The sequence below is a fragment of the Clostridium sp. LY3-2 genome (assembly GCF_024705715.1).
Taxonomy (GTDB): domain Bacteria; phylum Bacillota; class Clostridia; order Clostridiales; family Clostridiaceae; genus Clostridium.
In genome coordinates this window covers 114,283-139,139 of the sequence record NZ_JAMDLQ010000014.1, presented here as the reverse complement: position 1 = coordinate 139,139, position 24,857 = coordinate 114,283, and the positions used below count along the sequence as shown (strand labels likewise).

Annotated in this window: 22 protein-coding genes and 1 other annotated feature; of the genes, 2 read left to right on the top strand and 20 right to left on the bottom strand. The window is 27.9% G+C overall.

Annotated elements, in window-relative coordinates; translation table 11 throughout:
- Nucleotides 1-214: 214 nt before the first annotated feature.
- The gene (gene fsa, locus M4I33_RS04585; protein WP_257915704.1) at nucleotides 215-850 is read right to left on the bottom strand and encodes a fructose-6-phosphate aldolase; all 636 of its coding nucleotides are present in this window, start codon (nucleotides 848-850) and stop codon (nucleotides 215-217) included.
- Between the two features lie 315 nt (nucleotides 851-1,165).
- Here fsa and M4I33_RS04580 point away from each other — a divergent pair, with 315 nt between their 5' ends.
- Nucleotides 1,166-3,166, top strand: a complete 2,001-nt coding sequence (locus tag M4I33_RS04580) for a methyl-accepting chemotaxis protein (RefSeq protein ID WP_257915703.1) — start codon at nucleotides 1,166-1,168, stop codon at nucleotides 3,164-3,166.
- 44 nt (nucleotides 3,167-3,210) lie between these two features.
- Here the strand turns inward: M4I33_RS04580 and M4I33_RS04575 are convergent, their stop codons facing one another.
- The 17 genes from M4I33_RS04575 to M4I33_RS04495 all read right to left on the bottom strand — a co-directional run bounded on the left by M4I33_RS04575 (nucleotide 3,211) and on the right by M4I33_RS04495 (nucleotide 21,459).
- A complete protein-coding gene (locus tag M4I33_RS04575) occupies nucleotides 3,211-4,101 on the bottom strand; it encodes a DUF368 domain-containing protein (RefSeq protein ID WP_257915702.1) in 891 nt (296 codons plus the stop codon).
- Nucleotides 4,102-4,264: 163 nt separating this feature from the next.
- Nucleotides 4,265-5,263 carry an inorganic phosphate transporter gene (locus M4I33_RS04570; RefSeq protein ID WP_257915701.1) on the bottom strand — a complete coding sequence of 333 codons (999 nt, stop codon included), beginning with the start codon at nucleotides 5,261-5,263 and terminating at the stop codon, nucleotides 4,265-4,267.
- Nucleotides 5,256-5,882 (bottom strand): DUF47 domain-containing protein, encoded by a 627-nt coding sequence (locus M4I33_RS04565; protein ID WP_257915700.1) that lies wholly within the window; start codon nucleotides 5,880-5,882, stop codon nucleotides 5,256-5,258. The genes M4I33_RS04570 and M4I33_RS04565 overlap by 8 nt, the downstream gene beginning before the upstream one ends.
- A gap of 233 nt (nucleotides 5,883-6,115) precedes the next feature.
- The gene (locus tag M4I33_RS04560; RefSeq protein ID WP_257915699.1) at nucleotides 6,116-7,054 is read right to left on the bottom strand and encodes a siderophore ABC transporter substrate-binding protein; all 939 of its coding nucleotides are present in this window, start codon (nucleotides 7,052-7,054) and stop codon (nucleotides 6,116-6,118) included.
- A gap of 22 nt (nucleotides 7,055-7,076) precedes the next feature.
- Nucleotides 7,077-7,832, bottom strand: a complete 756-nt coding sequence (locus tag M4I33_RS04555; RefSeq protein WP_257915698.1) for an ABC transporter ATP-binding protein — start codon at nucleotides 7,830-7,832, stop codon at nucleotides 7,077-7,079.
- Nucleotides 7,832-8,800 carry an iron chelate uptake ABC transporter family permease subunit gene (locus M4I33_RS04550; RefSeq protein ID WP_257915697.1) on the bottom strand — a complete coding sequence of 323 codons (969 nt, stop codon included), beginning with the start codon at nucleotides 8,798-8,800 and terminating at the stop codon, nucleotides 7,832-7,834. Before M4I33_RS04550 ends, M4I33_RS04555 begins: the two co-directional genes overlap by 1 nt.
- Nucleotides 8,790-9,743 carry an ABC transporter permease gene (locus tag M4I33_RS04545; RefSeq protein WP_257915696.1) on the bottom strand — a complete coding sequence of 318 codons (954 nt, stop codon included), beginning with the start codon at nucleotides 9,741-9,743 and terminating at the stop codon, nucleotides 8,790-8,792. The genes M4I33_RS04550 and M4I33_RS04545 overlap by 11 nt, the downstream gene beginning before the upstream one ends.
- 199 nt (nucleotides 9,744-9,942) lie before the next feature.
- On the bottom strand, nucleotides 9,943-11,442 hold the full coding sequence (locus M4I33_RS04540; protein WP_257915695.1) for a DUF1846 domain-containing protein: 1,500 nt from the start codon (nucleotides 11,440-11,442) through the stop codon (nucleotides 9,943-9,945).
- Between the two features lie 100 nt (nucleotides 11,443-11,542).
- Nucleotides 11,543-12,217, bottom strand: coding sequence for a response regulator (locus M4I33_RS04535; protein WP_257915694.1), 675 nt, complete (start codon nucleotides 12,215-12,217; stop codon nucleotides 11,543-11,545).
- Nucleotides 12,218-12,230: 13 nt separating this feature from the next.
- Nucleotides 12,231-13,766, bottom strand: coding sequence for an ATP-binding protein (locus tag M4I33_RS04530; protein ID WP_257915693.1), 1,536 nt, complete (start codon nucleotides 13,764-13,766; stop codon nucleotides 12,231-12,233).
- Nucleotides 13,767-14,090: 324 nt separating this feature from the next.
- On the bottom strand, nucleotides 14,091-15,089 hold the full coding sequence (locus M4I33_RS04525; RefSeq protein ID WP_257915692.1) for a 2-hydroxyacid dehydrogenase: 999 nt from the start codon (nucleotides 15,087-15,089) through the stop codon (nucleotides 14,091-14,093).
- Between the two features lie 74 nt (nucleotides 15,090-15,163).
- Nucleotides 15,164-16,231 carry an AEC family transporter gene (locus M4I33_RS04520; protein ID WP_207729552.1) on the bottom strand — a complete coding sequence of 356 codons (1,068 nt, stop codon included), beginning with the start codon at nucleotides 16,229-16,231 and terminating at the stop codon, nucleotides 15,164-15,166.
- A gap of 214 nt (nucleotides 16,232-16,445) precedes the next feature.
- A complete protein-coding gene (locus M4I33_RS04515) occupies nucleotides 16,446-17,162 on the bottom strand; it encodes a hypothetical protein (RefSeq protein WP_257915691.1) in 717 nt (238 codons plus the stop codon).
- A 22-nt stretch (nucleotides 17,163-17,184) separates the two neighbouring features.
- Nucleotides 17,185-17,895 carry a phosphatase gene (locus tag M4I33_RS04510; protein ID WP_257915690.1) on the bottom strand — a complete coding sequence of 237 codons (711 nt, stop codon included), beginning with the start codon at nucleotides 17,893-17,895 and terminating at the stop codon, nucleotides 17,185-17,187.
- A gap of 443 nt (nucleotides 17,896-18,338) precedes the next feature.
- A complete protein-coding gene (locus M4I33_RS04505) occupies nucleotides 18,339-19,724 on the bottom strand; it encodes an MATE family efflux transporter (RefSeq protein WP_257915689.1) in 1,386 nt (461 codons plus the stop codon).
- Nucleotides 19,725-19,810: 86 nt separating this feature from the next.
- Nucleotides 19,811-20,980, bottom strand: coding sequence for an aminotransferase class I/II-fold pyridoxal phosphate-dependent enzyme (locus M4I33_RS04500; RefSeq protein ID WP_257915688.1), 1,170 nt, complete (start codon nucleotides 20,978-20,980; stop codon nucleotides 19,811-19,813).
- Nucleotides 20,977-21,459, bottom strand: coding sequence for an Lrp/AsnC family transcriptional regulator (locus M4I33_RS04495; RefSeq protein WP_257915687.1), 483 nt, complete (start codon nucleotides 21,457-21,459; stop codon nucleotides 20,977-20,979). Before M4I33_RS04495 ends, M4I33_RS04500 begins: the two co-directional genes overlap by 4 nt.
- A 47-nt stretch (nucleotides 21,460-21,506) precedes the next feature.
- Nucleotides 21,507-21,756: a binding site (T-box leader), on the bottom strand.
- Nucleotides 21,757-21,886: 130 nt separating this feature from the next.
- Here M4I33_RS04495 and M4I33_RS04490 point away from each other — a divergent pair.
- A complete protein-coding gene (locus tag M4I33_RS04490; protein WP_257915686.1) occupies nucleotides 21,887-22,663 on the top strand; it encodes a histidinol-phosphatase in 777 nt (258 codons plus the stop codon).
- A gap of 27 nt (nucleotides 22,664-22,690) precedes the next feature.
- On the opposite strand, the gene hcp is transcribed toward M4I33_RS04490, so the two are convergent.
- Together hcp and M4I33_RS04480 are read right to left on the bottom strand one after the other, a co-directional pair.
- Nucleotides 22,691-24,337 (bottom strand): hydroxylamine reductase, encoded by a 1,647-nt coding sequence (gene hcp, locus M4I33_RS04485; protein ID WP_257915685.1) that lies wholly within the window; start codon nucleotides 24,335-24,337, stop codon nucleotides 22,691-22,693.
- Between the two features lie 117 nt (nucleotides 24,338-24,454).
- A complete protein-coding gene (locus M4I33_RS04480) occupies nucleotides 24,455-24,844 on the bottom strand; it encodes a hypothetical protein (protein ID WP_257915684.1) in 390 nt (129 codons plus the stop codon).
- Nucleotides 24,845-24,857 lie beyond the last annotated feature (13 nt).

Below are 24,857 nucleotides of genomic sequence, written 5' to 3'. Positions count from 1 at the left end.
ATATTTAAAGCTTTCTATCTACAGTTTAGTAAGGTTTAAATAAAACTTCTCCTATATACTCTTTATATCTTTAAGAATCTCTTATTTAATATGTATTTTATTTTTTTATTTTAAAAACTATTTTAAATATTTTTATATGAACCTTTTTCATTTAATTTTTTCTTTTTAATTCTCTTAATAGAAAAAAGATACCGCTTTTGCGATATCTTTTAAATTACTTTTTATTATCTTTATTAAATTTTTCTATTCCTATATGTGTTAAAGGATGACTTATCATTTGAATTAAAGTTTTATAAGGAACTGTTGCTATGTTACTACCAACTCTAGCTGCATCTAATACATTTTTAGGGCTCCTAATACTTGCTGAAATTATTTCTGTAGAAATATTATGTTTTTTAAAAATTTCAACTATATCTGATATAACATTTATAGAATCATTTCCTATATCGTCTATTCTTCCTATAAAAGGACTTACAAAGGTAGCTCCAGCCCTTGCTGCAAGTAATGCTTGCATAGCTGAAAAAACTAAAGTTACGTTTGTTTTTACAGATTCACTATTTAAAATTTTTACAGCCTTTAAGCCTTCTTCTGACATAGGAATTTTTATTACTACGTTTTTATTTATTTTAGAAAGCTCTTTTCCTTCTTTAACCATACCTTCTGCAGTATCACTAGTTACTTCTGCGCTAACAGGTCCCTCTATTAATTTTGATATTTCTCTTATAGAATCAATTAAAATAGCTTTTTCTTTTGATATTAGACTAGGGTTAGTTGTTACACCTGAAATAATTCCAAGCTCATTAATTTTTTTAATTTCTTCTATGTTTGCAGTATCAATAAAGAGTTTCATAAACTTCACCTCAATCTAATTTATTATTCTATTATAAAATATGCAAAATGCTAATTTCTTCTATAATTATCATCCTCAAACTTTCGACTTTTTATTCATTTTTTAATTAAGTTAACGATAATAAAGTAAGACTTAAAATACTTATAAATTATTTGAACTTTACTAAATTATTTCCATATAGATAACAAACTGTAAATAAAATGTAAATCTATGTAATTAAAGTATGTAAGTTGCTATAATGTTTATGGAATTAATGAAAATATAATCAAATTTTAAATTTAATTATATTTTATACAAAATTAAAGGAGAGTTGTCATGAAGAAAATTAAATTTTCAAGCATTAAATCTAAACTCTTAGCTATTTTTATTCCTGTAATAATAATTTTCAATATTATTTTTGGTGTAATAGCTTACCAAATAGGTGAAAAAGCCTTAGAGGGAAATAGTGAAGAGTTGATGATAGAAATTTCAAAGAATATTTCTAATTCAATCCAATCAAATATAAACAATAATTTTGACACATTAAATATGGTTGCAGGTGATCGTGAAGTCACTAATTTAGATAAAGATACACTTACTGAATTAGCACGTGTTGCTAAAGAGCGTGGTGATGTTACTATAGGGTATGCAACTTTAAATGGTGATGCTGTTTATACTGATGGTACTAAAGAGAATTTAAAAGGTAAACCATTCTTTGAAAAAGCAATTTCAGGAGAAAACTACCTTCAACCACCTTTTATAAGCCCTCATTCAGGTAATGTCGTAATGATGTATTCAGTTCCAATTAAAAAAGATGGAAAAATAAATGGTGCACTTATATGCGTAAGAAGTGGTGATGATTTAAATTCAACTATTAAAAACATTAAGTTCTTAGATAATGGTGCCGCTTACATTTTAACTCCGTCTGGAGATGTTGTAGCTGCAACTGATTCAAACATAATGAAAATAGGAAATATAATAAAAGAAGCTGAAAAAGATCCTAGATTTAAAGATTTAGCAGATATTCAAAGCAAGATGCTAAAATCTGATAGCGGATTTGGTGAATATACTTTCGAAAATGAAACTGATTATACTTCATATTCTAAAATACCTGGTACTGATTTAGTTTCTGCAGTTTATGTAAACCGTGATAACGTACTTAAAGATTTAAGCTGGCTTAGAAATATTTTAGCTTTAGTATGCGTAATTTCTGTTGCCGTACTTTCAGTTATAATAATATTTGTAGGTAAATACCTAACTAAAGGCTTAATAGTTGCAAAAGATGAAGTTGATAAGATAGCACAAGGAGATTTCACAGGTACTATAGATGAAAAAATACTTACTTTAAATGATGAAGTTGGTGATATGTGTACTTCTCTTCAAGCTTCAAAATCATCGATGTCACATATGATATCTTCTGTAAAAAATGCAACTAATACAATTGAAGGTAATGCTACTAACTTAGCTGCAATTTCAGAAGAACTTTCAGCACTTACTCAAAGCATATCAACTGCTATAGCAGATGTTGCTGACGGTACTACATCACAAGCTTCAAACCTTACTGATATAGTTGGTACTTTAAATGGTTTTGGTAATAAGTTAAACGAAATGCTAAATGCCATAAAATCAATAAATGAAATGACAGAAGAAATTTCATCAAAAACAGGTTCAAGCTATAATGATTTAGGAGATTTAATTTCTTCAATTGAAAGTTTTACTAATAACTTTAAATCATTCTCATCAAACATAAATGATATGGGATCAAATATAGAAAAGGTTAATGCAATTACAGATTTAATTAACAGCTTAGCTGAACAAACTAACTTACTTGCATTAAATGCTGCAATTGAAGCTGCAAGAGCCGGCGAAGCTGGTAAGGGATTTGCTGTAGTCGCTGAAGAAATTAGAAGCCTTGCTGAAAGAAGTAAAGAGTATTCAAACGGAATTTACGATATAGTAAATGAACTACTTCATACAACAAAAACTATAATAAAAGATACTGATACTATGAATAGTGATTTAGATGGTCAAAAAGTAACTATAAATGCTACGCTAAAATCATTTGAAGATATTACAGAATCAGTAAATACTATGACTCCAAAAATCAAAAATATAACTGATGGATTTAACGTTATAAATTCTGATAAAGATGGAATCATTAAAAATATAGAAGAAATATCTGCAGTTTCAGAAGAGATAGCAGCCTCATCAGAGGAGATATCAGCTTCTTCTGAAGAACTAAACAACTCAAGTAATGAAGTTGCAATAAGTGCACAAGAACTATCTGAAAACTCAGTAGATATTAAAACACTAGTTGATGAATTCAAAATAGACTAAAATTTAAGACCTAATAGGAAAATTCCTATTAGGTCTTAATTATTTTAATTCTTCTTTTTTTCTAAAGCTATCTTTAATCTTTCAAGTCCTATTATTAAAGCACCACCAATAATAAAGTATAATGGACTAAATGTGCTTAAATCCATTGCAGGCTTTGGAGTGCTTAAAGTTAAAGGCCCCATAACTACAGCATATAAAGAACCTATCATAAGTCCTAAAACGCAGTATATAGTTTGCGATCTATAATTTGCTAAAGAGAATTTAACTCCTCTTATAGTTAAAGCTATTCCAGCTAAAACTCCAAGCCCAAAAATTATAACAACAGGTAAAAATCTTAAATCAAATTTAATAACACCTTTTACGGCTCCCATTATAGGTGCGTATAATCCAAATATTAAAAGTATAGTTGACCCTGATATACCAGGTAAAACCATAGCTGATATAGCTACCATAGCTGATATAAAAATATAAATTATTAACCCTATATTTAAACTTTCTATAGAAACAGATATTCCGCTTCCTCCTGTCATAGGATTAAAATATGTTATTGAAAAAACTAAAATTATTCCAATTATAAGGAATATTATGTTTTTATAATGTCCTACTATGCTTTCTTTTTCTTCTTTAAAAATCATTGGTATAGCTACTATTATAAATCCTATAAATAAAGAACTTATTTCGTAGATATGTGATTCAAAAATTGATGTTATAAATAATGCTGATAAAACGAATCCACAAACCCAACCTATTCCAAGTTTAAATAAAAATTTTATTGCATTAATTCTTTCTTCTTTAGTTCCTGATATTAAGCTATTTAAAGAATTTATAAACTTATCATAAAAACCTAAAATAAAAGCTATAGTCCCACCTGAAACTCCAGGTACACTATCTGCTAATGCCATACAGAAACCTCTAATGAAGTTAATAATGTACATCTTACCTCTCCTTTTTCATCTTAATCTTTTTATATATGCAAATCTAATTTTATCCTTTTTAAAGAAAAAAATCTACTTTAATGGAAAATTTATATCTTAATTATTTATAAATTGTAATATTTACACTAAAAAAATCTCATGAGAAATTTCTCATGAGATTTTTTTATATAAATAGTTTAATTACAAAAACAACTCCACCTGATATAACAGCACTCAATGGTATTGTTAATACCCAAGCCCAAATTATATCTTTAGCAACTCCCCACTTAACTGATTTTAAGTTTTCTGAAGCACCTACCCCCATGATAGTTGTAGTTATTACTTGAGTTGTACTTACTGGTGCGTGGAAAAGTGTAGCACCTAAAATTGATGTTGCTGCCCCCATTTGAGCTGCAAACCCTTTAACTGGTGTTAACTTTGTCATTCCACTTCCCATAGTTCTAATAATTTTCTTTCCTCCAATTGAAGTTCCAAGTGCCATAGCTAAAGCACAAGAAAAGATTACCCAATCTGGAACTTCAAAGGTACTTATAAACCCTCCACTTATTAAGGCCATAGTAATAATACCCATTGATTTTTGAGCATCATTTGAACCGTGGTTTAAAGCCATAAAAGCAGACGCTACTATTTGTAGCTTTAAAAAAAGCTTATTTACAACAGCTAATTTAAAAGGCTTTAATATCCAATTTAAAATAACTATTATAAAATATCCTAAAATAAAACCTATCATAGGTCCAAGGATTAACCATACTACTACTTCGTCAAATACATTATTCCATTGAATAACACTTATTGTACCGTTATAAACAACACCACCGCCTATTAAAGAACCTATAAGGGCATGTGATGAACTACTTGGAATACCAAAATACCAAGTTATAAGATTCCAAACAACGCAAGATATAAGCACTCCTATTATTACCCATTGTGGCATAAATTCGTGATTAATAATATTATCACCAACTGTTTTAGCAACAGCAGTTCCTAAAAATGCTCCTACAAAGTTAAATACAGCACAAAGTGCTATTGCAACCCCTGGTGATAAAGCTCTTGTTGTTATTGTTGTAGCTACAGCCGTTGCAGTATCATGAAAACCATTAATAAAATCAAATGCTACGGCTAGTACAACTATTATGACTGTTATTACAACTGTACTATGCATGCTTCATTACAACTCCTTCTACGATAGCTGCAACCTTTTCACACATATCTAATGTATTTTCAAGTGAATTATATATGTCTTTCCACTTAATTATATTTAAAACATCTTTTTCATCTTTAAATAATATTGCAATTGTTTTTCTGTAAAGTAGATCTCCATTATGTTCAATTTCATTTATCTTTTTGATTTTTTCAAGCATTTTGTTATGCTTTTTACCTATTTTTTTAAGTTCTTCCATAAGACCTAAAGTCTCTTCAGTAGCTCTTATTACCATGCTACACATTTCTATAGCTTCTGGTCTGCTTTCTTTAATATCATACATTAAGAACTTACTGCTTGTTGAATCTATGTAATCTAATATATCATCCATCCACTTTACAAGTCTATGTATATCCTCTCTGTCTATAGGTGTTATGAAAGCATTATTAAGTTCAATTACACTATGTCTTTCTAAATCATCACCCTTATGTTCAAGTTTTCCTATTTTCTTAGCTATTGCTTCTTTTTCATCTAAATTTTCTAGTGATTTTTTTAATAGGACAGCAGCTTCATTTATTATTTTAGCTTGTTCTATAAACATTTCAAAAAATTTGTCATCTTTAGGATTTAAATTAAACATTCTGTCAACTCCTCAATTTACAATTAAATTACTCTTTTTAATTACTTCTTTAGTATATTATTTTAGAAATTTCTTTTAAATAATTTATAACGTTAATTTACGTATTGTTTTTGTATTTAACGTAGAATTAATATAATTGCAATTTTGTTCATATTTTTGTAGTAAATTATTAACAATATTAAATAAAATGCAAGAGATTACTTTTAAAGTACCCTCTTGCATTTCTTAGTATTTTATAATGTTTTTTCCATCTCATCTAACATATTTTCAGTAGCTATAATACCTGCACCTCCTAAATACCAAGTTTTAGTATCTAGGTATATTATCTTTCCATTTTTATAGGCATCTGTTCTTTTTATTAGTTCGTTTTCCATTATATCTTTTGCCTTTTCTCCCTTAGAGTTACTTACTACCCCTTTATCAATAACAAATAGATATTCTGGGTTCTTATCTAATATATATTCATTTGACACATTTTGCCCGTGCCCTTCTACTTTTATATCTTTATCTACTGGATTATATAAGAATTTATCATATATCATCCCAAATCTTGATGAAGGTCCATAAACACTTATGTTTCCATCATAGACCATAGCAACTAATGCATTACGATTTTCTTTTTTAACCTTTTCACCTATCTTTAAAATTCTAGAGTTGATTTCTTCAATCTTTTTCTTCCCAAAATCTTCTTTTCCATAAATTTTAGATAAAATATCTACATTATCATTAAGAGATTTAAAATGGTCATTATTTATAGTTCCAAGACCTATTGTTGGCGCTATTTTTGATAATTCATCATAATAATCACCCTGTCTTCCTTCTATAATTATTAAATCCGGCTTTAATTCGTTTATCTTTTCCATATTAAATTCTTTTAAAGAACCTACATCTTCATATTTCTCGTCTTTAAAATTTTCAAGGTAAGTTGGAAGAGATGATTTTGGAAGTGCTATTACATCTTCACCCATAGATTTAATTATATCTAACGCACCGTAATCTAAAACTACAACCCTCTCTGGATTTTTCTTAACTTCTGTAACTCCATACCTATGAGTTATACTTAAGGTATCTTTAGCATTTGCCATACCTGTACTTTTATCACTAAATTTTATAAATGCAAAAACTAGTCCTATTATTATTATTCCGCTTATTAATATAATTTTCTTTTTCAAAACTTTTCCTCCTAATCTTTACTTAAAAATAAACACATATACTATTTCCGTTTATTTTATGAATATCAAATTCTATTTCATAGACCTCTTCTAAGAAATCTTTATTTATTATTTTTGTGCTTTGGTTTGATTCTTTAACCCTTCCATCTTTTAAAACTACAATATTATTAGAATAACAAGATGCAAAGTTAATATCATGCATAACTATTATTACAGTTTTATTTAAATCTTTAGCTAAATTTTCTAATACTTTCATCATCTTAACAGAATGCTTCATATCAAGGTTATTTAAAGGTTCATCTAAAAGTATATATTCTGTGTTTTGTGCTATTACCATAGCGATAAAAGCCCTTTGTCTTTGCCCTCCGCTTAATTCATCTAAATACTTATCTTTGATTTCATAAAGCTGCATATAATTTATAGACTTATTAACTAGTTCGTAATCTTCTTTTTTAAGCCTTCCAGAACAATAAGGAAACCTTCCAAAGCTTACTAATTCTTCTACTGTTATTCTTACGTTTATATTATTAGATTGCCTTAATATCCCTAGCTTCTTTGAAAGCTCATTTTCATCATAATTTTTAATATTTTTATCATCAATTATTACTTCCCCTAAAAATTCTTTATCGATTCTTGCAATTATAGAAAGAAGAGTACTTTTACCTGCACCATTTGGCCCTATAAAAGATGTTATCTTTCCTTTTTCAATCTTTAAAGAAACATCATCTAATACTTTTTTATCACCATACTTTTTTGTTATATTTCTAACTTCAATCATTATTTTTTATTCTCCTTAATTATTATGTAAATAAAATAGAGTCCCCCTACAAAATTGATTATAGTACTTACTGTATTTGTATAATTTAATATTCTCTCTACGATAAGTTGTCCAAACAATAATGCTATTATCCCTAAAAGCACCGCACAAACCATAGTGTATTTATGCCTAAAACTTTTCATTAAGTTATAAGATAAATTAGATACTAATATTCCAAGAAAAGTTATAGGACCTACAAGTGCAGTAGAAACAGAAACTAATATAGATACATAGATCAAAGTTGTCTTTGCTGTCTTTTCGTAATTTATTCCAAGGTTTATAGAATTATCTCTTCCAAGTAGTACTACATCATACAAATTAGTTTTTTCAAATATATTTAAAGCTAATATAAATATAATTACAGATGAAATAAAAAGTATATTTACATTTATATTATTAAAGCTTGCAAAAAGCTTTCCTTGTAAACTTTGAAAGTCGTTTGGGTCTATTAACACACTTAAAAATGTACTTAGACTTTTAAAAAACGTACCAAGTACAGTTCCAACTAAAAGCATTAAATATATATTTATTCTCTTTTTAAACATGAATCTATGTAGAATTAAAGAGTTTAAAATCATAAGAGATAAAACTATAAAAAAGTTTATATTCTTATTTGTCATAACTATACTGCTTGTTCCAAAAACAAAAACTGAAAATGTTTGAAATAATCCATACAAAGAATCTAATCCTAAAATACTAGGTGTAAGAATCCTATTTTCTGTAACTGTTTGAAATATAACAGACGATATACCAATAGCAGTAGCTGAAATTATTATAGCTAATACCTTTGGAATTCTTTTTGAGATATTATAACTAAAATTTATTTCATTTAACCCCTCAAAAATAAACACGATTGCTAAGATAAATGCAATAATACTTAAAATAAGTAAAACCTTTTTGTCTTTACTTGAATTTGTTTTAACTTCCATACCTCTGCCTCCTAAATAATAAGTACAAGAATGTAAAACTTCCTATGATACCAACAGTTAGGCTTATTGGAATTTCATATGGATAAATTATTATTCTAGATAAAATATCGCAAGCTAAAACAAATATTCCTCCTATTAAAGCAGTAACCCCTAAGTTCTTAGATAAATTATCTCCAAGCTTTATAGACACTATATTAGGTATAATAAGTCCAACATACGGAATGCTACCTACTGTAATAACAACAAGTGATGACATAACTGCAACTATTAAAACGCCAACATTTATAACAGTATTAAATTTAATTCCAAGGTTAGTTGCTATATCCTCCCCCATTCCGACTATAGTAAATTTATTTGCATAAAGAAACCCAAAAGATAAGATAGGTATTGTAAATAGTATAAGTTCATAATTTCCCTTTAAAACTGATGAGAAATCTCCTTGCAAAAATGAATTCATATTTTGTATTAGGTCATACTTATAAGCAAAGAAATCTGTAGTTGAACTAATAACATTACCAAGCATTATTCCAATTAATGGTATGAAAATACTATTTTTTAATTTAATTGCTTTTAATATTTTCATAAATATAACCGTCCCTAAAATTGAAAAAATAAAAGATACAACCATTTTTTGAAATAAGGTTGCCCCAGTAAAAATTAACATAGAAGCAAGTACTCCAAACTTTGCAGAATCTATAGTTGCCGCTGTTGTTGGAGAAATAAATTTATTATTACTTATCTGCTGCATTATAATTCCAGAAACGCTCATAGCCATACCAGCTGTTATTATACTTATAAGCCTAGGTATTCTACTTATTAGTAATATATTTACCTTTTCATTATCTAATAAAAACAAATCAGAAATTTTTATATCAGAAACTCCGATAAATATTGATATAAAAGATAAAAATATTAATATAAGAATTAAATATCTTTTTTTCAAATCGCCCTCCCCTTTTTGATAATTATTTTCTTTTGATTATTGTTTTCATTTATATTCTATTGATAATTGTTATCAAAGTCAATACTTTTTTAAATTTTTATAAATAATAGGTAAATTAAATATTTTATATATTTAAAACAAAAAATTATTTTCCTTAAAATAAAAAAAAGGCAGAGTTTAAAACTCTACCTTTTTAGTATTAGTAATATAAATTTTGAGTTGGATATTCAGGGTCGCAAGTTACATCTACCCCTATTTTTCTAAATGTTTGCTCGTCATTATTACTAATTATATTAGTTGAATGAGCTTGAGCTCCCTTTAAAAGATTTAACTTATCTAAAGCTACTTGAGCTACAGGGTTAGTTGCTTTTGAAATACTTAAAGCCATTAATACTTCTTCTGCGTTTAGTGCTGGTCTTTTAGAAGCTAAAGTATCTTTTTTAAGACTTATAATAGGCTCTAATATTGCAGGTGAAATTAAATGTATTTCGTCTGAAATATTTGCTAAGTATTTAATTGCATTTACTATAACAGCTGCGCTTCCTTCCATTAAATCTGAAGTTTTACCAGTTACTATAGTTCCGTTTTCAAGTTCCATAGAAACTACAGGACAAATTTCACTTTTTGTAGTAGCTTTTAATTCTTCTGATTTTTCTCTAGCTACAGTTACAACTTTTCTATCTTCTGCTTTTAAGTTAAGTTCTTCCATAATTAAAGCAACTCTCTCAAAAGTTTCTTTATCTACGTAACCTTTTTTGTACTCACACGCAGTTTTAAAATATCTTCTTATTATTTCTTGTTTAGATGCTTCTTTAACTACTTCGTCATCTGTTATTCCAAATCCTACTCTGTTAACTCCCATATCTGTAGGTGATTTATAGACTGATTCTTTTCCTGTTATCTTTTCTATAATCCTTTTTAAAACTGGGAAACTTTCAATATCTCTGTTGTAGTTAACAGCTACTTTGTTATAAGCATCAAAATGGAATGAATCTATCATATTTACATCTTTTAAATCTGCTGTAGCAGCTTCGTATGCTATATTTAAAGGATGTTTTAAAGGTACGTTCCAAACTGGGAAAGTTTCAAATTTAGAGTAACCAGCTTCTTTTCCAAGTCTTGATTCGTGATATAGCTGACTTAAGCAAGTTGCAAGTTTTCCGCTTCCAGGCCCTGGTGCTGTTACTACTACTATAGGCTTTTCAGTTTCTATATATGGATTTTTTCCATATCCTTCTTCACTTACTATAGTATCTACATCTGTAGGGTATCCTTTAGTAGCTCTATGTTTATAAACCTTTATTCCTCTTCTCTCAAGTCTGTTTATAAACACATTAGTTGCAGGTTGCTCGTTATATCTTGTTATAACTACGCTATTTACATCTAAGTCATAAGATCTTAAATCATCAATAAGTCTTAAAACATCGACATCGTAAGTTATACCAAAATCACCTCTAATTTTATTTCTTTCAATATCTCCTGCATATAAACAGATTATTATTTCAACATTTTCTCTAAGTTTATGTAATAATTTTATCTTAGCATTCTCATCAAATCCTGGTAATACTCTTTTAGCGTGTAAATCAAATAATAATTTACCTCCAAACTCTAAGTATAACTTATCATAATTATTAACTCTCTCTAGAATATACTTTGATTGTTCCTCTAAGTATTTTTTGTGATCAAAACCTATCTTCATATTTACTCCCTCACTAAGATTTATTTATTACTCATACAATTAACACAATTTTTCTAAACTATTTATTATTATCACATATTTTTTTCTATAAGTAAATTATCTAATTTTTAGAAAAAATCAATTTATATTCAGGTCTTCCTATATTTCCGTAATCAATATCTACTTTAACTTCTCCTATAGATTCTAAGTAATCAATATATTTTTTTATTGTAACATTACTTATTCCAAGTTCTTCTGAAAGATTTTTAATAGTCCAAATCTCTCTACTATCTTCTTTTATTAAATCGTATATTCTAAGTAAAGTTTTTTTGTTTATACCTTTAGGAAGATCTCTATCTAATTTCTTTTTAGTATTATAAAGACTATCTACTTTAGCTTGATTTAATTTTTTAGAACTTTTTAACAATTCATTTTTAGTGTTATATTTTTCTAGTGCTATTTTAAACCTATCAAACTCGAAGGGCTTAATTAAATAATCAATAGCGCCATAGGCAAATGCTCTTTTTATCTCTTCATTGTTATCTGCTGCAGTCATCATTATTACATCTGTTAAAAAGCCTTTTTCTCTAATATCTTTTAAAATTTCAAAGCCATTTTCTTTAGGAAGATATACATCTAAAAGGATTAAACTTATATCTTCTTTTTCTAATTTTTCTATAAGTTCATCTTTAGTTGTAACTACACTGCAAACAGTAAAGCCTTCTACCATCTCAACATATTTTCTATTAATTAAAGCTACCATAGGGTCGTCTTCAACTATAACTACTTTTCTCATATTTCACCTTCATCTATTTTTTTAATGTTACTTTAAAGATTTTATAATCTTTTTCTTCTATTATATCTATATCACCATCATAAAGTTCTACTCTTCCTTTTAAGGTAGATAATCCTATACCTCTACCTTCTCCTTTAGAACTTACTCCAGATTCAAAAATATATTCTCTGATTAAAGGGTCTATTTTTTTTCCGTTATCTTTTAGTTGTATTTCTATTTTTTCACTATTTTCATTTATATATACTAATACGTATTTATCCTTCTTAATTTCTAAATCAAAAGAATCATATGCGTTTTCTATAAGATTTCCTAATATTATTACTATATCTGTAGATGTTATTCTTCCGTGTTCTTTTAATACTGAAGTTTTTTTATTTATTTCAAATTTGATATCTTTTTCTTTTGCTATAAGTTTTTTACTTAAAAGCATAGCACTAAGTAAATTATCTTTTACATTTGAAACGTTAAGCTTTTTAGCATCTACTTCTGTTTGACATTGATTTATATACTTTTTAGCTTCATCATATTCTTCTACATTTATAAGACCTAGTATTACATGAAGTTTATTTTTAAACTCATGAATATTTGCTCTTATGTTTTTAAGCATCTCATCTACACCTGTTATTTCTCTTGCAACTTTGCTTATATTATCCCTATTCATAATGCTAATAACTGCGCCAAAATACTTTCCTGAGTCTTCAATAAAACTTAAGTTTACAAATACCTTTTCATCTTTTATTATAAATTCTTTCATTTTAAAAGACTTCTTTTCTTTTATGCTTTCTTTAAGTTTTAATACTAAATCATTTACTTCTAAATCACTATATTTTTTTATACATTCAATATTTTTTTCTATCACTTTATTATTTTTATCAATTGCTATAACAGGGTTACTTATAGTATCTAAAATTATTCTTTTTTCTCTATATAGCCTTGATATCTCTTCAGGTTCTAAGCCTAAAATTGATTCTTTTACTTTTCTTGCAAAATACTCTGCGAGTATTATAGTTATAAGTATTACAATTAAAAGTATTCCTCCATAAGAAAATATAGTTTTAGTATTCATTTTCTCCATATCTGATAGATACTTCCCAACCATAACAAATCCGACTTGCTTTCCATCTAAATATATTGGTTTAAAATATCTATATGTAATTCCAACAGAACCTTCCATAGTTGAAAAATAACTTTCTCCTGTATTAATTACTTTTTGATTATCAGGATTTTTATACCTTTCTCCAACTTGAGCCTGATCTAAATGGGAATATTTAATCCCTTTCATATCTCCAACTACTATAATATCTACATTTCTAAAGTTTTCAATATATTCTTTTACATAATCTTGAATAGATCTATCGTTATCTTCATCTTTTAATTTTTCTTGAACTAATGGAGTATTACTTACTACAAATGCAGTTTCTTTTAAATCACTTTCAATATTGTCTTCTATAGATTTAAGCATTAGATTAGTAAAAAACACATAAGACAAAATAAGAGGTATAGTTGCAATTGCAATACAAATTATTCTTACTTTATTTTTAAACTTCATAATTCCTCCTTTTCTATTAGAGTAATATACTTTTTACTTTTTTTCTACTAATTTTAATCTAATAAAAAATAAAAAAGCGCAGATATAAACATCTGCGCTTTTTAACCTAATATAGAACTCCTGCAAAAGCCATTGCAACAAATCCTAGCACTAAAATTATGCAAGCTACTATAGCTATCTTTTGTACTACTTTTTGCTCTTTATCTTCATGCATCTTACCCATAGAACACACTCCAAACATTATAAGTTTTTTATAATGTTATCATAAATTTATCCTCCTTTGGATAAACTTTTTGTAAATATAAGTAAGTTTTTGTATCTAAATTAAGCTATTGCATTTTTACAAGTATTTTCAGTTAAGTACTCATTCATATTGTCATAAGAAATACTTATCATATTAGTTAAAGCTTCATCTGTATATGATCCTATATGAGGAGTAATTAAAACTTTTGGATACATATTAACTAACTTTTCAACAGTAGAATCTTCTAATTCTTGTCCGTTTAAGTCTTTAAAGAAGAATCTCTTTTCTCCTTCTAAAACGTCAGTTCCAAATCCTCCGATTTTTCCGCTTTCTATTCCTTCTAAAATAGCATCTAAATCTTGAAGTTCTCCCCTAGCTGTATTTAATAATATAGCTCCATCTTTCATATTAGAAACGAATTCTTTATTTATAAAGTGGTAGTTTACATCTTTAATATATGGCATATGAACTGAAATTACATCTGATGTTTTAATTAATTCTTCTTGGCTTACAAATTCAACAACTTCTTTAGCTGCATCACTTTGGAATACATCAAATGCTATAACTCTAGCCCCTAAACCTTTGAAAAGCTTAGCTGTAGTTAATCCTATTTTACCAGCACCAATTATACCTACTGTACAATTTCTGATTTCTTTACTAAACATTTCAGCATCAACTATAAAGTTTTTATTTTTAGTTCTCTCTACTGCATATGCTGTGTGTCTTAAAAGCATCATTGCGTGAGATACTGCAAGTTCTCCTATAGCATTAGGTGAATATCCAGGTACTCTAGCTGATTTTAATCCTAATTCTTTAACAGCTTCTAAATCAACGTGATCAAATCCTACTGTTCTAGTTAAAACATATTTTAATCCACTTTTAGCTAAAAGCTCTAAGTTTTGTCTATCAGCCATACAGTTACCTCTAACCATTATAGCTTCAGCACCTATAGCTTCTTTTACATTTTCATGATTTAAACCAGTGTTAACTAATTTTAATTCATATCCATACTTATTTAATTTGTGGAAAAATTCCACCTCTGTATCTCTTACTCCATAACATACTAATTTGATTCCCATATTTATTTCCTCCTATGACTAAAAGAATTTAAATGAAATGCTTAAAAGCACTTCATCTAAATTCAAAATTTTATTTAAACAAATAATCCTAAATTTTTAATTACTTCTAAAATTACTATCCAAAATGGCATAGCAACTACTGCTACTATTGTTGATAATAATGAACAATTTGATGATAAAAGTGATTCTTTATCAAAGCTTATTGCATATGCTGCTGCAACTGTTGCAGTTGGAGCTGCCATCATTATTACTACTGTAGCTAATCCTACATATGACATAGGTAAAATACCTGTAACATTTAAAACATAAAGAATAACTATGTTTATAGCTGGTACTATGATTACCTTTTGTATGCTGTAGAACCATGAATCTTTTGATCCCATTGCTTCTTTAAATGGTATTGCTGCTAATTGAGCTCCTATTGCAAGCCAAGCAAGTGGTGAACATAAAGCACTTAAGTAAGTAAGTGGTTTATAAAGCCATGGTAAAGTTTGATCTATTCTTAAAAATGCAACTTCTTTTACTCCCTCTTTAGTTGTTACTGCAACTTGTGGAAGCATATCTTGGAATAACCATATAAATAATCCTAAGAATGTTGCTATTATTATTGGGTTTAAGAACATTTCTTTTAAGTTCTTTTTCATGTTTGACTTGTCCATTTTTACACCAGACATTTTGATATATCCATATGAGTATAAGAAAACTCTGTATGCAATGTTAAATATTGATGAATACATAACTCCTACTGCTCCATATACAGCTTGTACTATTGGAGTTCCGAAGAATGTAGTTGATCCAAATACTGTTAATACTCTAAGTACTTCTTGTTTTTCGCCTTTATACTTTGAATAAAGTATTTTAGTTACGAAAATTAAAAGAATGTAAATTACAAATCCCCAGATTAATAAACTCATACCTTCTTGTAAACTTTTCTTATTTATATCTACTAAGAAAGATTTTAAAGCTAATGCAGGAATTGCAACTGAAAGAACTACTTTTGTTAGAACTTTTGAAGCTCCATCATTTATTATGTTTTTTCTTCTTAAATAAAATCCTAAAAATATAATTGCTACTGATGAAAATATTGCACCCATAATTTCGTTATCAGTAAGTGTTTTTTGCAAAATCGATAATATATCCATTTTCGATTTCCTCCTCTTTTTTGTTTGTTATTTCTTTCACACTTATGTTATTACATTAACAAGTGCTAAACAATTATATTTAAGTTTCTAAAGAGTTTTTTAACTTATTTAAGTGAATAATAATGTTTTATTAGCGTTTTTTACTCATTTCTTATATATAATTAACCATTCTTTGTTAATTTTTAGATTATTAGAAATAAAAAAATGCTAGAAATTAATTAATTTCTAGCATTAAAAAATATAACTCTTCTTTATTTTCTAAGTTTATGTTATTTATTTCAATGAGACTTTTAGAATCTAAGTACTCCTGTATAGGATCTATAATATGAGTTAAATCATTTAAATCAAATTCTTTTCCTGAAAATATATCGATTCTTAAATCCATAGCATACTGTAAATTTTTATTTTCTTCTAAAACTTTGTATACAGTCTTTCCAAATCTATTAACATTTCCTATAGGCGTTAGATAAATGTTTCCTTCTTTTTTTATATTTCCAATTAAAATCTTCCTTATAAAAAAATTAAAAATCTCTTTTGTAAGTTTCTCTTTTTCTATATTTAAAGATCTATCTATAAAATTTTTATCTAATTTTATGTCTATATAATTTTTAAGTTTATCTTTAATAGATTTTATGTACAAATCGATTTTGCTTTTTCTTTCATCATCACCTAAAATCAAAACATTATCATTTTCATTTATCTCTTTTTCTATTATCTCTTCAAAGCACTTATAATTAGTTCTTGCAATACTTATAATACTTATACTTATCTCATTTACGAAAGCAGTATAAACCTTATAAAAACTTACCGCATTACCATGCCTTAAACATTTAACTTCACTTTTTACGGCTTTATCTTTATTTAAACTTCTAGAGATTCCCATTCCTTTAATTCCTAGATATAAAACCTTAACGCCCCTTCTACTATACATACTATCCCCCAAAATTATTACTTTATAAATTAAATATTTCTATTATCTTATCTTCGTTATAATTTAAAATAAGTTCTTCATTAAATCCAACTTCTTTTACAACTTCTTTGCAGTAATCGAATCTACCTATATCATAACATATATGAGAATCGCTACCAAAAATAATCATAGCACCTTGTTTTTCACATTCTTTTAATAACACTTTTGCATTATCTCTTGCACCTACTCTGAATCCGTTAGGCTTTAAAGATGAATTATTAAGTTCAAGTAAAACTCCTAATTTCTTTGCTTCTTTTACAACTTTTTCGTAATCAACAGGATATCTTGAATCGTCTAAATGCCCTATAACTTTTACGTTTGGATGTTTTATTGCGCTAATTACAGCATTAGTATTTTCTTCTTTTGTCCCAAAAGGAATGCAAGGTGGATGAAGGCTAACTATTGCATAATCTAAAGATTTTAATTCTTCTTCAGTCATATCTACAGTTCCTTCGTAATCTAGTATATTTACTTCTGCCCCTAAAAGGTTTCTTACATTACCTACTACTTTTGGAATTACTTTAAGATTATTAAAATGATAAATATGTGCTGTTCCTGGCATCATTGGCGCGTGATCTGATACACCTAGATATTTAAGCCCTTTTTCATTTGCTGAATCTATATTTTCTTTTACAGTACTATAAGCATGACCACTTGATATAGTATGACAATGTAAATCTATAAGTTCCTTCATTTTATTCATCCTTTCTTTTGTATTTTATAACTTTAAAATAGAAATAATTCCTTAAATATTCCTATATTTAAAAATTTAAACTTTTTAACCTTTTTATTATATCACTCTTATTTTTAATTTATAATATTAAACTATTATAAACTCATAAATTTATTTTAAAAATAAAAAACGGAAAGTAAACACTTTCCGTTTCTTATACTAATCTGAATTAAAAATATTACAAACCGGCACGTTTGTAATATAAATTTAAAATAGAATTTGAAATTTATGGACTAAATAATAAATCGGCACATCTACTACTTAGCTATTTCTATATATAATAATACTCCTTTTTTATTTTTAATCAATATTTGACAAAGCATTTTATATTTTCTTTTAAAATCATAGTGAAATTTTAAAAATAAAATAAAAGCCAAGGTTTAAACCTTAGCTTTTATTAAAAATTAAATACTAATTTCTTTTTCATTTAAATTTTTATCAACAGATAAAACCTTTTTATAAAAGAAAATAAATGTTATTACTGTAATAATAGTTGCTAAAACATCAGCTACTGGTTCAGAAACTAACACACCAAAGACTTTATTATTAAAAAAGTTTGGTAAAATTATAGCAAGTGGAATAAGTAAAATAACCTTTCTAAGAAGCGCTAATAATAATGATTTCTTTGCTTGGCCTAGCGCTAAGAATGTTTGCTGACAAGCTATTTGCGCTCCAAAAACTCCAATTCCTGCAAAGTATATCTTTATACTCCAAGACGTTTGTGCATAAAGTTCTGGATTTTTATTAAATATACTTACAAAAAATCCAGGGAAAGCCATAAGTAGTATCCACATAACTACTGTATAAGATAAACTTATTTTTAATAATAACTTAAAGGTTTCACGAACTCTTGAAAGCTTTTCTGCACCGTAGTTATAACTCATTATAGGCTGAGCGCCTTGAGTAAGACCCATAAGTGGAAGGATTACTATTTGCATAATACTTGCCATTATTGTCATAGCACCAACTGCCATATCTCCTCCAAACCTTGATAATTGATTATTCATTACAATAATCAATAAACTTTCTGTAGCTTGCATTATAAAAGGTGATATACCTAAAGCTAAAACTGAAAGCATAACCTTAACTTCTGGAACTAAAAAGCTCTTTCTTATTTTTAGTATTGTTTCTTTTCCAAATAAAAATTTTAAAACCCAAATTGCAGATACAAGTTGTCCACAAACTGTAGCTAGTGCAGCACCTTTAACACCCATATCAAATCCAAAAATTAAAATTGGGTCTAATATAATATTTATAATTGCACCTATCATAACAGTTGCCATTCCGATTTTTGCAAATCCTTGAGTGTTAATAAACGGATTCATTCCAAGTGCAATTTGAACAAAAACAGTTCCAATTAAGTAAATAGCTAAATAATCCATAGCATACCCTAAAGTATTACTACTTGCACCAAATGCTATTAAAATAGGTTCTTTAAAAATTAAGAATACTATAGTTAATAAAATCCCTACTCCTATAAGACTTGTAAAACTGTTTGTCATAATTTTTTCAGCACCATCATTATCTTTTTTACCCATTTTTATTGCAGCAAGTGGTGCACCACCCATACCAATAAGGGCACTAAAAGCTGATACTATCATAATTATAGGAAATGCAACCCCAACTCCAGCCATAGCAAGTTCTCCGCTAGCCATTCTTCCTATAAATATCCTATCTACAATGTTATATAAAACATTTACTAACTGTGCTATTATAGCTGGAAGGGCTAGACTAAAGAGTAATCTTTTAATTTTGCCATTACCTAAGTCAGTACTTTTTTCTTTTTCCATATTCACTTCTCCTTACGAAAACTTTAGTTTTTATATAATTTTTTAAAGTAAGTTTATACTAATACTTTATCTTTTTGATTTCAAGATTATTTTTGATGTTTTAAAACAAACCTTTTAATCCTTTTTAAAGCCTCAACTAAATCTTCCATAGAAGCTGCATAACAAGTTCTTATAAATCCTTCACCACAATCTCCAAAAGCGCTTCCAGGTACTGCTAATACCTTTTCTTCTAAAAGAAGCTTTTCACAAAACTCATCTGAAGTTAGGCCTGTTGATTTAATAGATGGGAATAAATAAAGTGCACCTAATGCCTCAAAACAATCAAGCCCCATCTCCCTAAAACCATTTAGCATAACTCTTCTTCTTCTATTATATTCATTTGCCATCTTTCTTACGCTTTCATCGCCATTTTTAAGTCCCTCTATAGCTGCGTATTGTGCTATAGTTGGAGAACACATTATTCCATATTGATGAATTTTTTTCATAGCATCTATTAAAACTTCGTTTCCACAAGCATATCCAAGTCTCCAACCTGTCATTGCAAAAGCTTTTGAAAAACCATTAACTACTAAAGTTTTATCTTTAACTTCTTCAAAAGATGCAAAAGATACATGCTTTTTATCATATGAAAGTTCTGAATATATTTCATCTGATAAAATAACTATATCTCTATCTTTAACAACATCTACTATTTCCTTTAGCTCTTCGTATGTCATTATTGCACCTGTTGGATTATTTGGAAATGGAAGGATTAAAACCTTAGTTCTTTCATTTATAGCCTCTAATAAAAGCTCTTTAGTTAATTTAAATTCATCTTCTTCTCTTAAATTTATTATCCTAGCTGTAGCGCCAGTAAAAGCTGTGCATCCTCTATATGCTACAAAGCTAGGTTCTGGAATTATAACTTCATCACCCGGTCCAACTAAAGCCCTTAGAGCTAGATCTATAGCTTCGCTTCCACCAACTGTTACTAAAATTTCAGTATTTTTATCGTAATCTAAATTATATTTTCTATATAAATAATTTGAAATTTCTTCTCTAAGTTCTACAAATCCAGCATTTGAAGAATAATGAGTATGTCCTTTTTCAAGAGAGTATATACCAGCTTCTGTTATATTCCAAGGAGTTACAAAATCGGGTTCTCCAACCCCTAAAGATATAACATCATCCATTTCATTTATCATATCAAAATATTTTCTAATCCCAGATGGCGGCATATTTTTAACGTTATCTAAAATCATTTTTTCCATCATCATACAAATATAGCCTCTCTTTCTTTAACCGTTTTATCTTTAAATATCCTTCCGTGGTCTTTGTATTTTTTAAGTACAAAGTGTGTAGCTGTTCCTTGAACGTATTCTTGAACTGATAATTTCTCAGATACAAACATCGCTACTTCCTTCATTGTTTTCCCTTCAACTATTACAGTTAAATCAAATCCCCCTGAACTCATTAAATAACAAGCTTTAACTTCTCTAAACTTATAAATTCTTTCTGCAACTTTATCAAAGCCTTGTCCTCTTTGCGGTGTTATTTTAACTTGGATTAAAGCTGTTACAGTTTCTGTTCCTGTATTTTCCCAGTTTATTAAAGTTGTATATCCTGCAATTATATTTTTTTCTTCATAATCTCTTATAGCTTCTCTAACTTCCTCGACAGATTTTCCAACCATAACGGCTATTTCATTATCTGTGTATCTACTGTTTTGTTCTAATACTTCTAAAATCTCTTCCATAATATAAAACCTCCTAAAAATAATAAAAACCTTACATCACTACAAAATGCAGGGACGAAGGTTAATTCCGCGGTACCACCCTAATAAGCAAAAGAATTTTGCTCTCTTAGTAATAGAAAAATTTTTCTAATTTCTCTATAACGTGAGAAAGACGTCTAATTTTATTAAGCTTTAAGCTTAGTTCTCAAAAAGAAATTCAAGAGCTGCTTTCTATATAAAAATCTTATCACACTCTCAGCAAACGTTGACTCTCTTTAAAGATTTATTATATTTACTCTTCTCTATCAATATTTTTAATAATATTCATTTTTATATATTATAAATATATCTTACAAATATTTCAATACTTTTTTTATTACAAATTAGATTTTTTCCTTTTTATGGTTTATAATATTAGTAAAGGTTTACTGAAAAAGGGAGGGGTTTTATGCTTAATAAAGTAAATTTTCACACTCATACTTCAAGATGCCTTCACGCTAAAGGTACTGATGAAGAATATGTAATTTCTGCAATAGAAAAAGGGTTAGATGTTTTAGGATTCAGTGATCATGCACCTTATCCAGATAACAGGTATGGACTTAGAATGCAATACAACGAATTAGATGATTATATGAATTCTATTTTAAATTTAAAAAAGAAATATAAAAATAAAATTTCTATAAAACTTGGTTTAGAAATTGAATATAGCAAAAAAAACTTAAATTATTACAAGCACCTTTTAAATGATTTTGATTATTTAATTTTAGGACAACACATAACTGTTACAAAGGATAATCCTTTTATAAATAATTTTGAACTTACTTCTACTAAAGATTATATAGCTTACGCTAAATCTATAAGTGATGGCTTAGATACAGGACTTTTTAAAATACTAGCTCATCCTGATTTGATTTTTTTAAACAAATTAGATTTTGACGATAACTCTTTAAAGGCTATAGATATAATAATAAATGCTTGCAAGAAAAATAAAACCATTTTAGAACTTAATGCAAATGGTATAAGAGCTGGAAAATTCGATTTTCCTGACGGATATAGGTATAGATATCCTTATAAAAGATTTTGGGATAGAGCTAAGGAGGCAGGTTTAAAGGTTATAGTTTCATCTGATGCACATACCCCAGAACAAATTTTTGATGAAGCTACAATTAAAGCTTATGACTTAGCTAAAGAGTGGGATTTAAATTTAGTATATAGCTTAGAATAAATTTAGGGTGCTTTTAAAAGCACCCTATTATTTTAATAATATTTTTAAATCTTCCTCTGCTGTACTTATAGGCTTTAAATTAAATGTTTTTATTAAAAAGTCTAAAACGTTTGGACTTAAAAATGCAGGAAGAGAAGGACCTAGTAATATATCTTTTACTCCTAAATATAAAAGTGCAAGTAAATCGCATACTGCCTTTTGCTCATACCAAGATAAAACTATAGATAAAGGTAAGTCGTTAATATCAACTTCAAAGGCATCTGCTAAAGTCATAGCTATCCTAACTGCTGAATATGCGTCGTTACACTGCCCTACGTCTAAAAGCCTTGGAATTCCTTTTATTTCTCCAAAATTTAATTTGTTAAATCTATATTTCCCGCAAGCTAAAGTTAAAATAACGCAGTCTTTTGGAATTTTTTCTGCAAGTTCTGTGTAATAGTTTCTTCCCGGCCTTGCACCATCGCAACCGCCTATTAAAAAGAAATGTCTTATATCACCTGAATTAATTAATTCTATTATCTTTTCTGCATTTTCTAGTGTTGCATTTCTTGCAAAGCCTACAGTTATTTCTTTTACCTCTTCGTCTTCTAAAAATCCTGAAAGTTCTAATGCTTTTTCAATAATGGAACTAAAATCTTTTGTTAAATCTTCTTTTGTCTCTATATGTTTTACCCCTTCATAACCCACAACACTAGTTGAGAAAATCCTATCATTATAACTATCTCTAGGTTTCATTAAGCAGTTTGTAGTCATTAAAATACATCCTTCTAAGCCGTCAAACTCCTCCTGTTGATTCTGCCAAGCACTACCAAAGTTTCCTACTAGATGTTTATATTTTTTAAGTTCTGGATAGCCGTGTGCAGGGAGCATTTCTCCGTGTGTGTATATATTTATTCCTTTTCCTTCTGTTTGCTTTAAAATCATTTCTAAATCTTTTAAATCATGTCCTGAGACTATTATAAAATGTCCTTTTTTTATCTTTACATTTACTTTTGTAGGTTTTGGATTTTCAAAGCTTTCTGTATTTGCTTTATCTAATAGTTTCATAACTTTAACGCTGATTTCTCCAGTCTTTAAAGTTAGTTCTATTAAATCATCTACACTTTTTTTAGGGTCAGTTATACCTTCTAAAGCTTCAAAATAAAATTTATCTACCTCTACATCCCTATAGTTTAAAAACCTAGCTTGATGGCTATAAGCTGCAATTCCTTTTAACCCGTATAATATAGTTTGCCTTAAAGATCTTATATCTTGATCTAAAGAATCATCAAACATTATAGAAGCCCTTTTACTATATTTTAAAATACCATCTACAGACTTATCTAATTCGTAAGTCACTTCTTCCCTATCGTCTTCTAAATCTAGAGTATCATCTAATAATTTAAGTTTTAATTCATTTAAACCTTTAAGGCATTTTATATGTTCTTTAAAATCAAAATTTACATTAGTTAAAGTCATAAATAATGCATCCTCTATAGCTTTTATATAAATATCTTCTATAAAACCCCCTCTATCTAATACGCTTTTACCGATTATGCCAATCCCCTTAACTTCATAAATTATCATATCTTGAAAAGCTGCAATTTCTGGAGTTTTTCCACAAACACCAACCCTTGTACAACCTTTTCCTCCAACTGTTTGCTCACATTGGTAACAAAACATCTTATTTTCCATTATATGCCCTCCTAAAATTTATATCATTTTAGTTTCTCTAACATAATCTAATTTTATTCTATCTCTAAAAATAAAAAGAAGAATGCGCAAAATGCACACCCTTCTTTATATATCGAACTATCTCCAGCAACCGTCACAATCGAAGTCACATTCGTCTTTTTCTTCTTCTCTACATTCTTCTTTAAAGCATTCAACAGCTTTAATAAAGCAACAGTCAGTTCTCTTCATTAATTCAGCTAAGTTTTCACTTAAAATTCTTGCTCTCTTAATATATTCTTCAGCTTCACAGTCTAATTTAGCAGCTTCCTTATCAAATCTTAAAGCTTGCTCTCTTAAACAATTAGCCTTATTTTCTAAACAATCAGCTTTTCTTTGTAAACATTCAGCTTTTTCTAAAAGTTCTATAATGCATGCTTGTAATTTTTGAGCTTTGCAAGCAAGTTCTTTTGCTGCATGTTCTATTCTTTCACATTTGTTATCTTTACAATTATTTCTTCCACAACTCATTGTTTTGTATCTC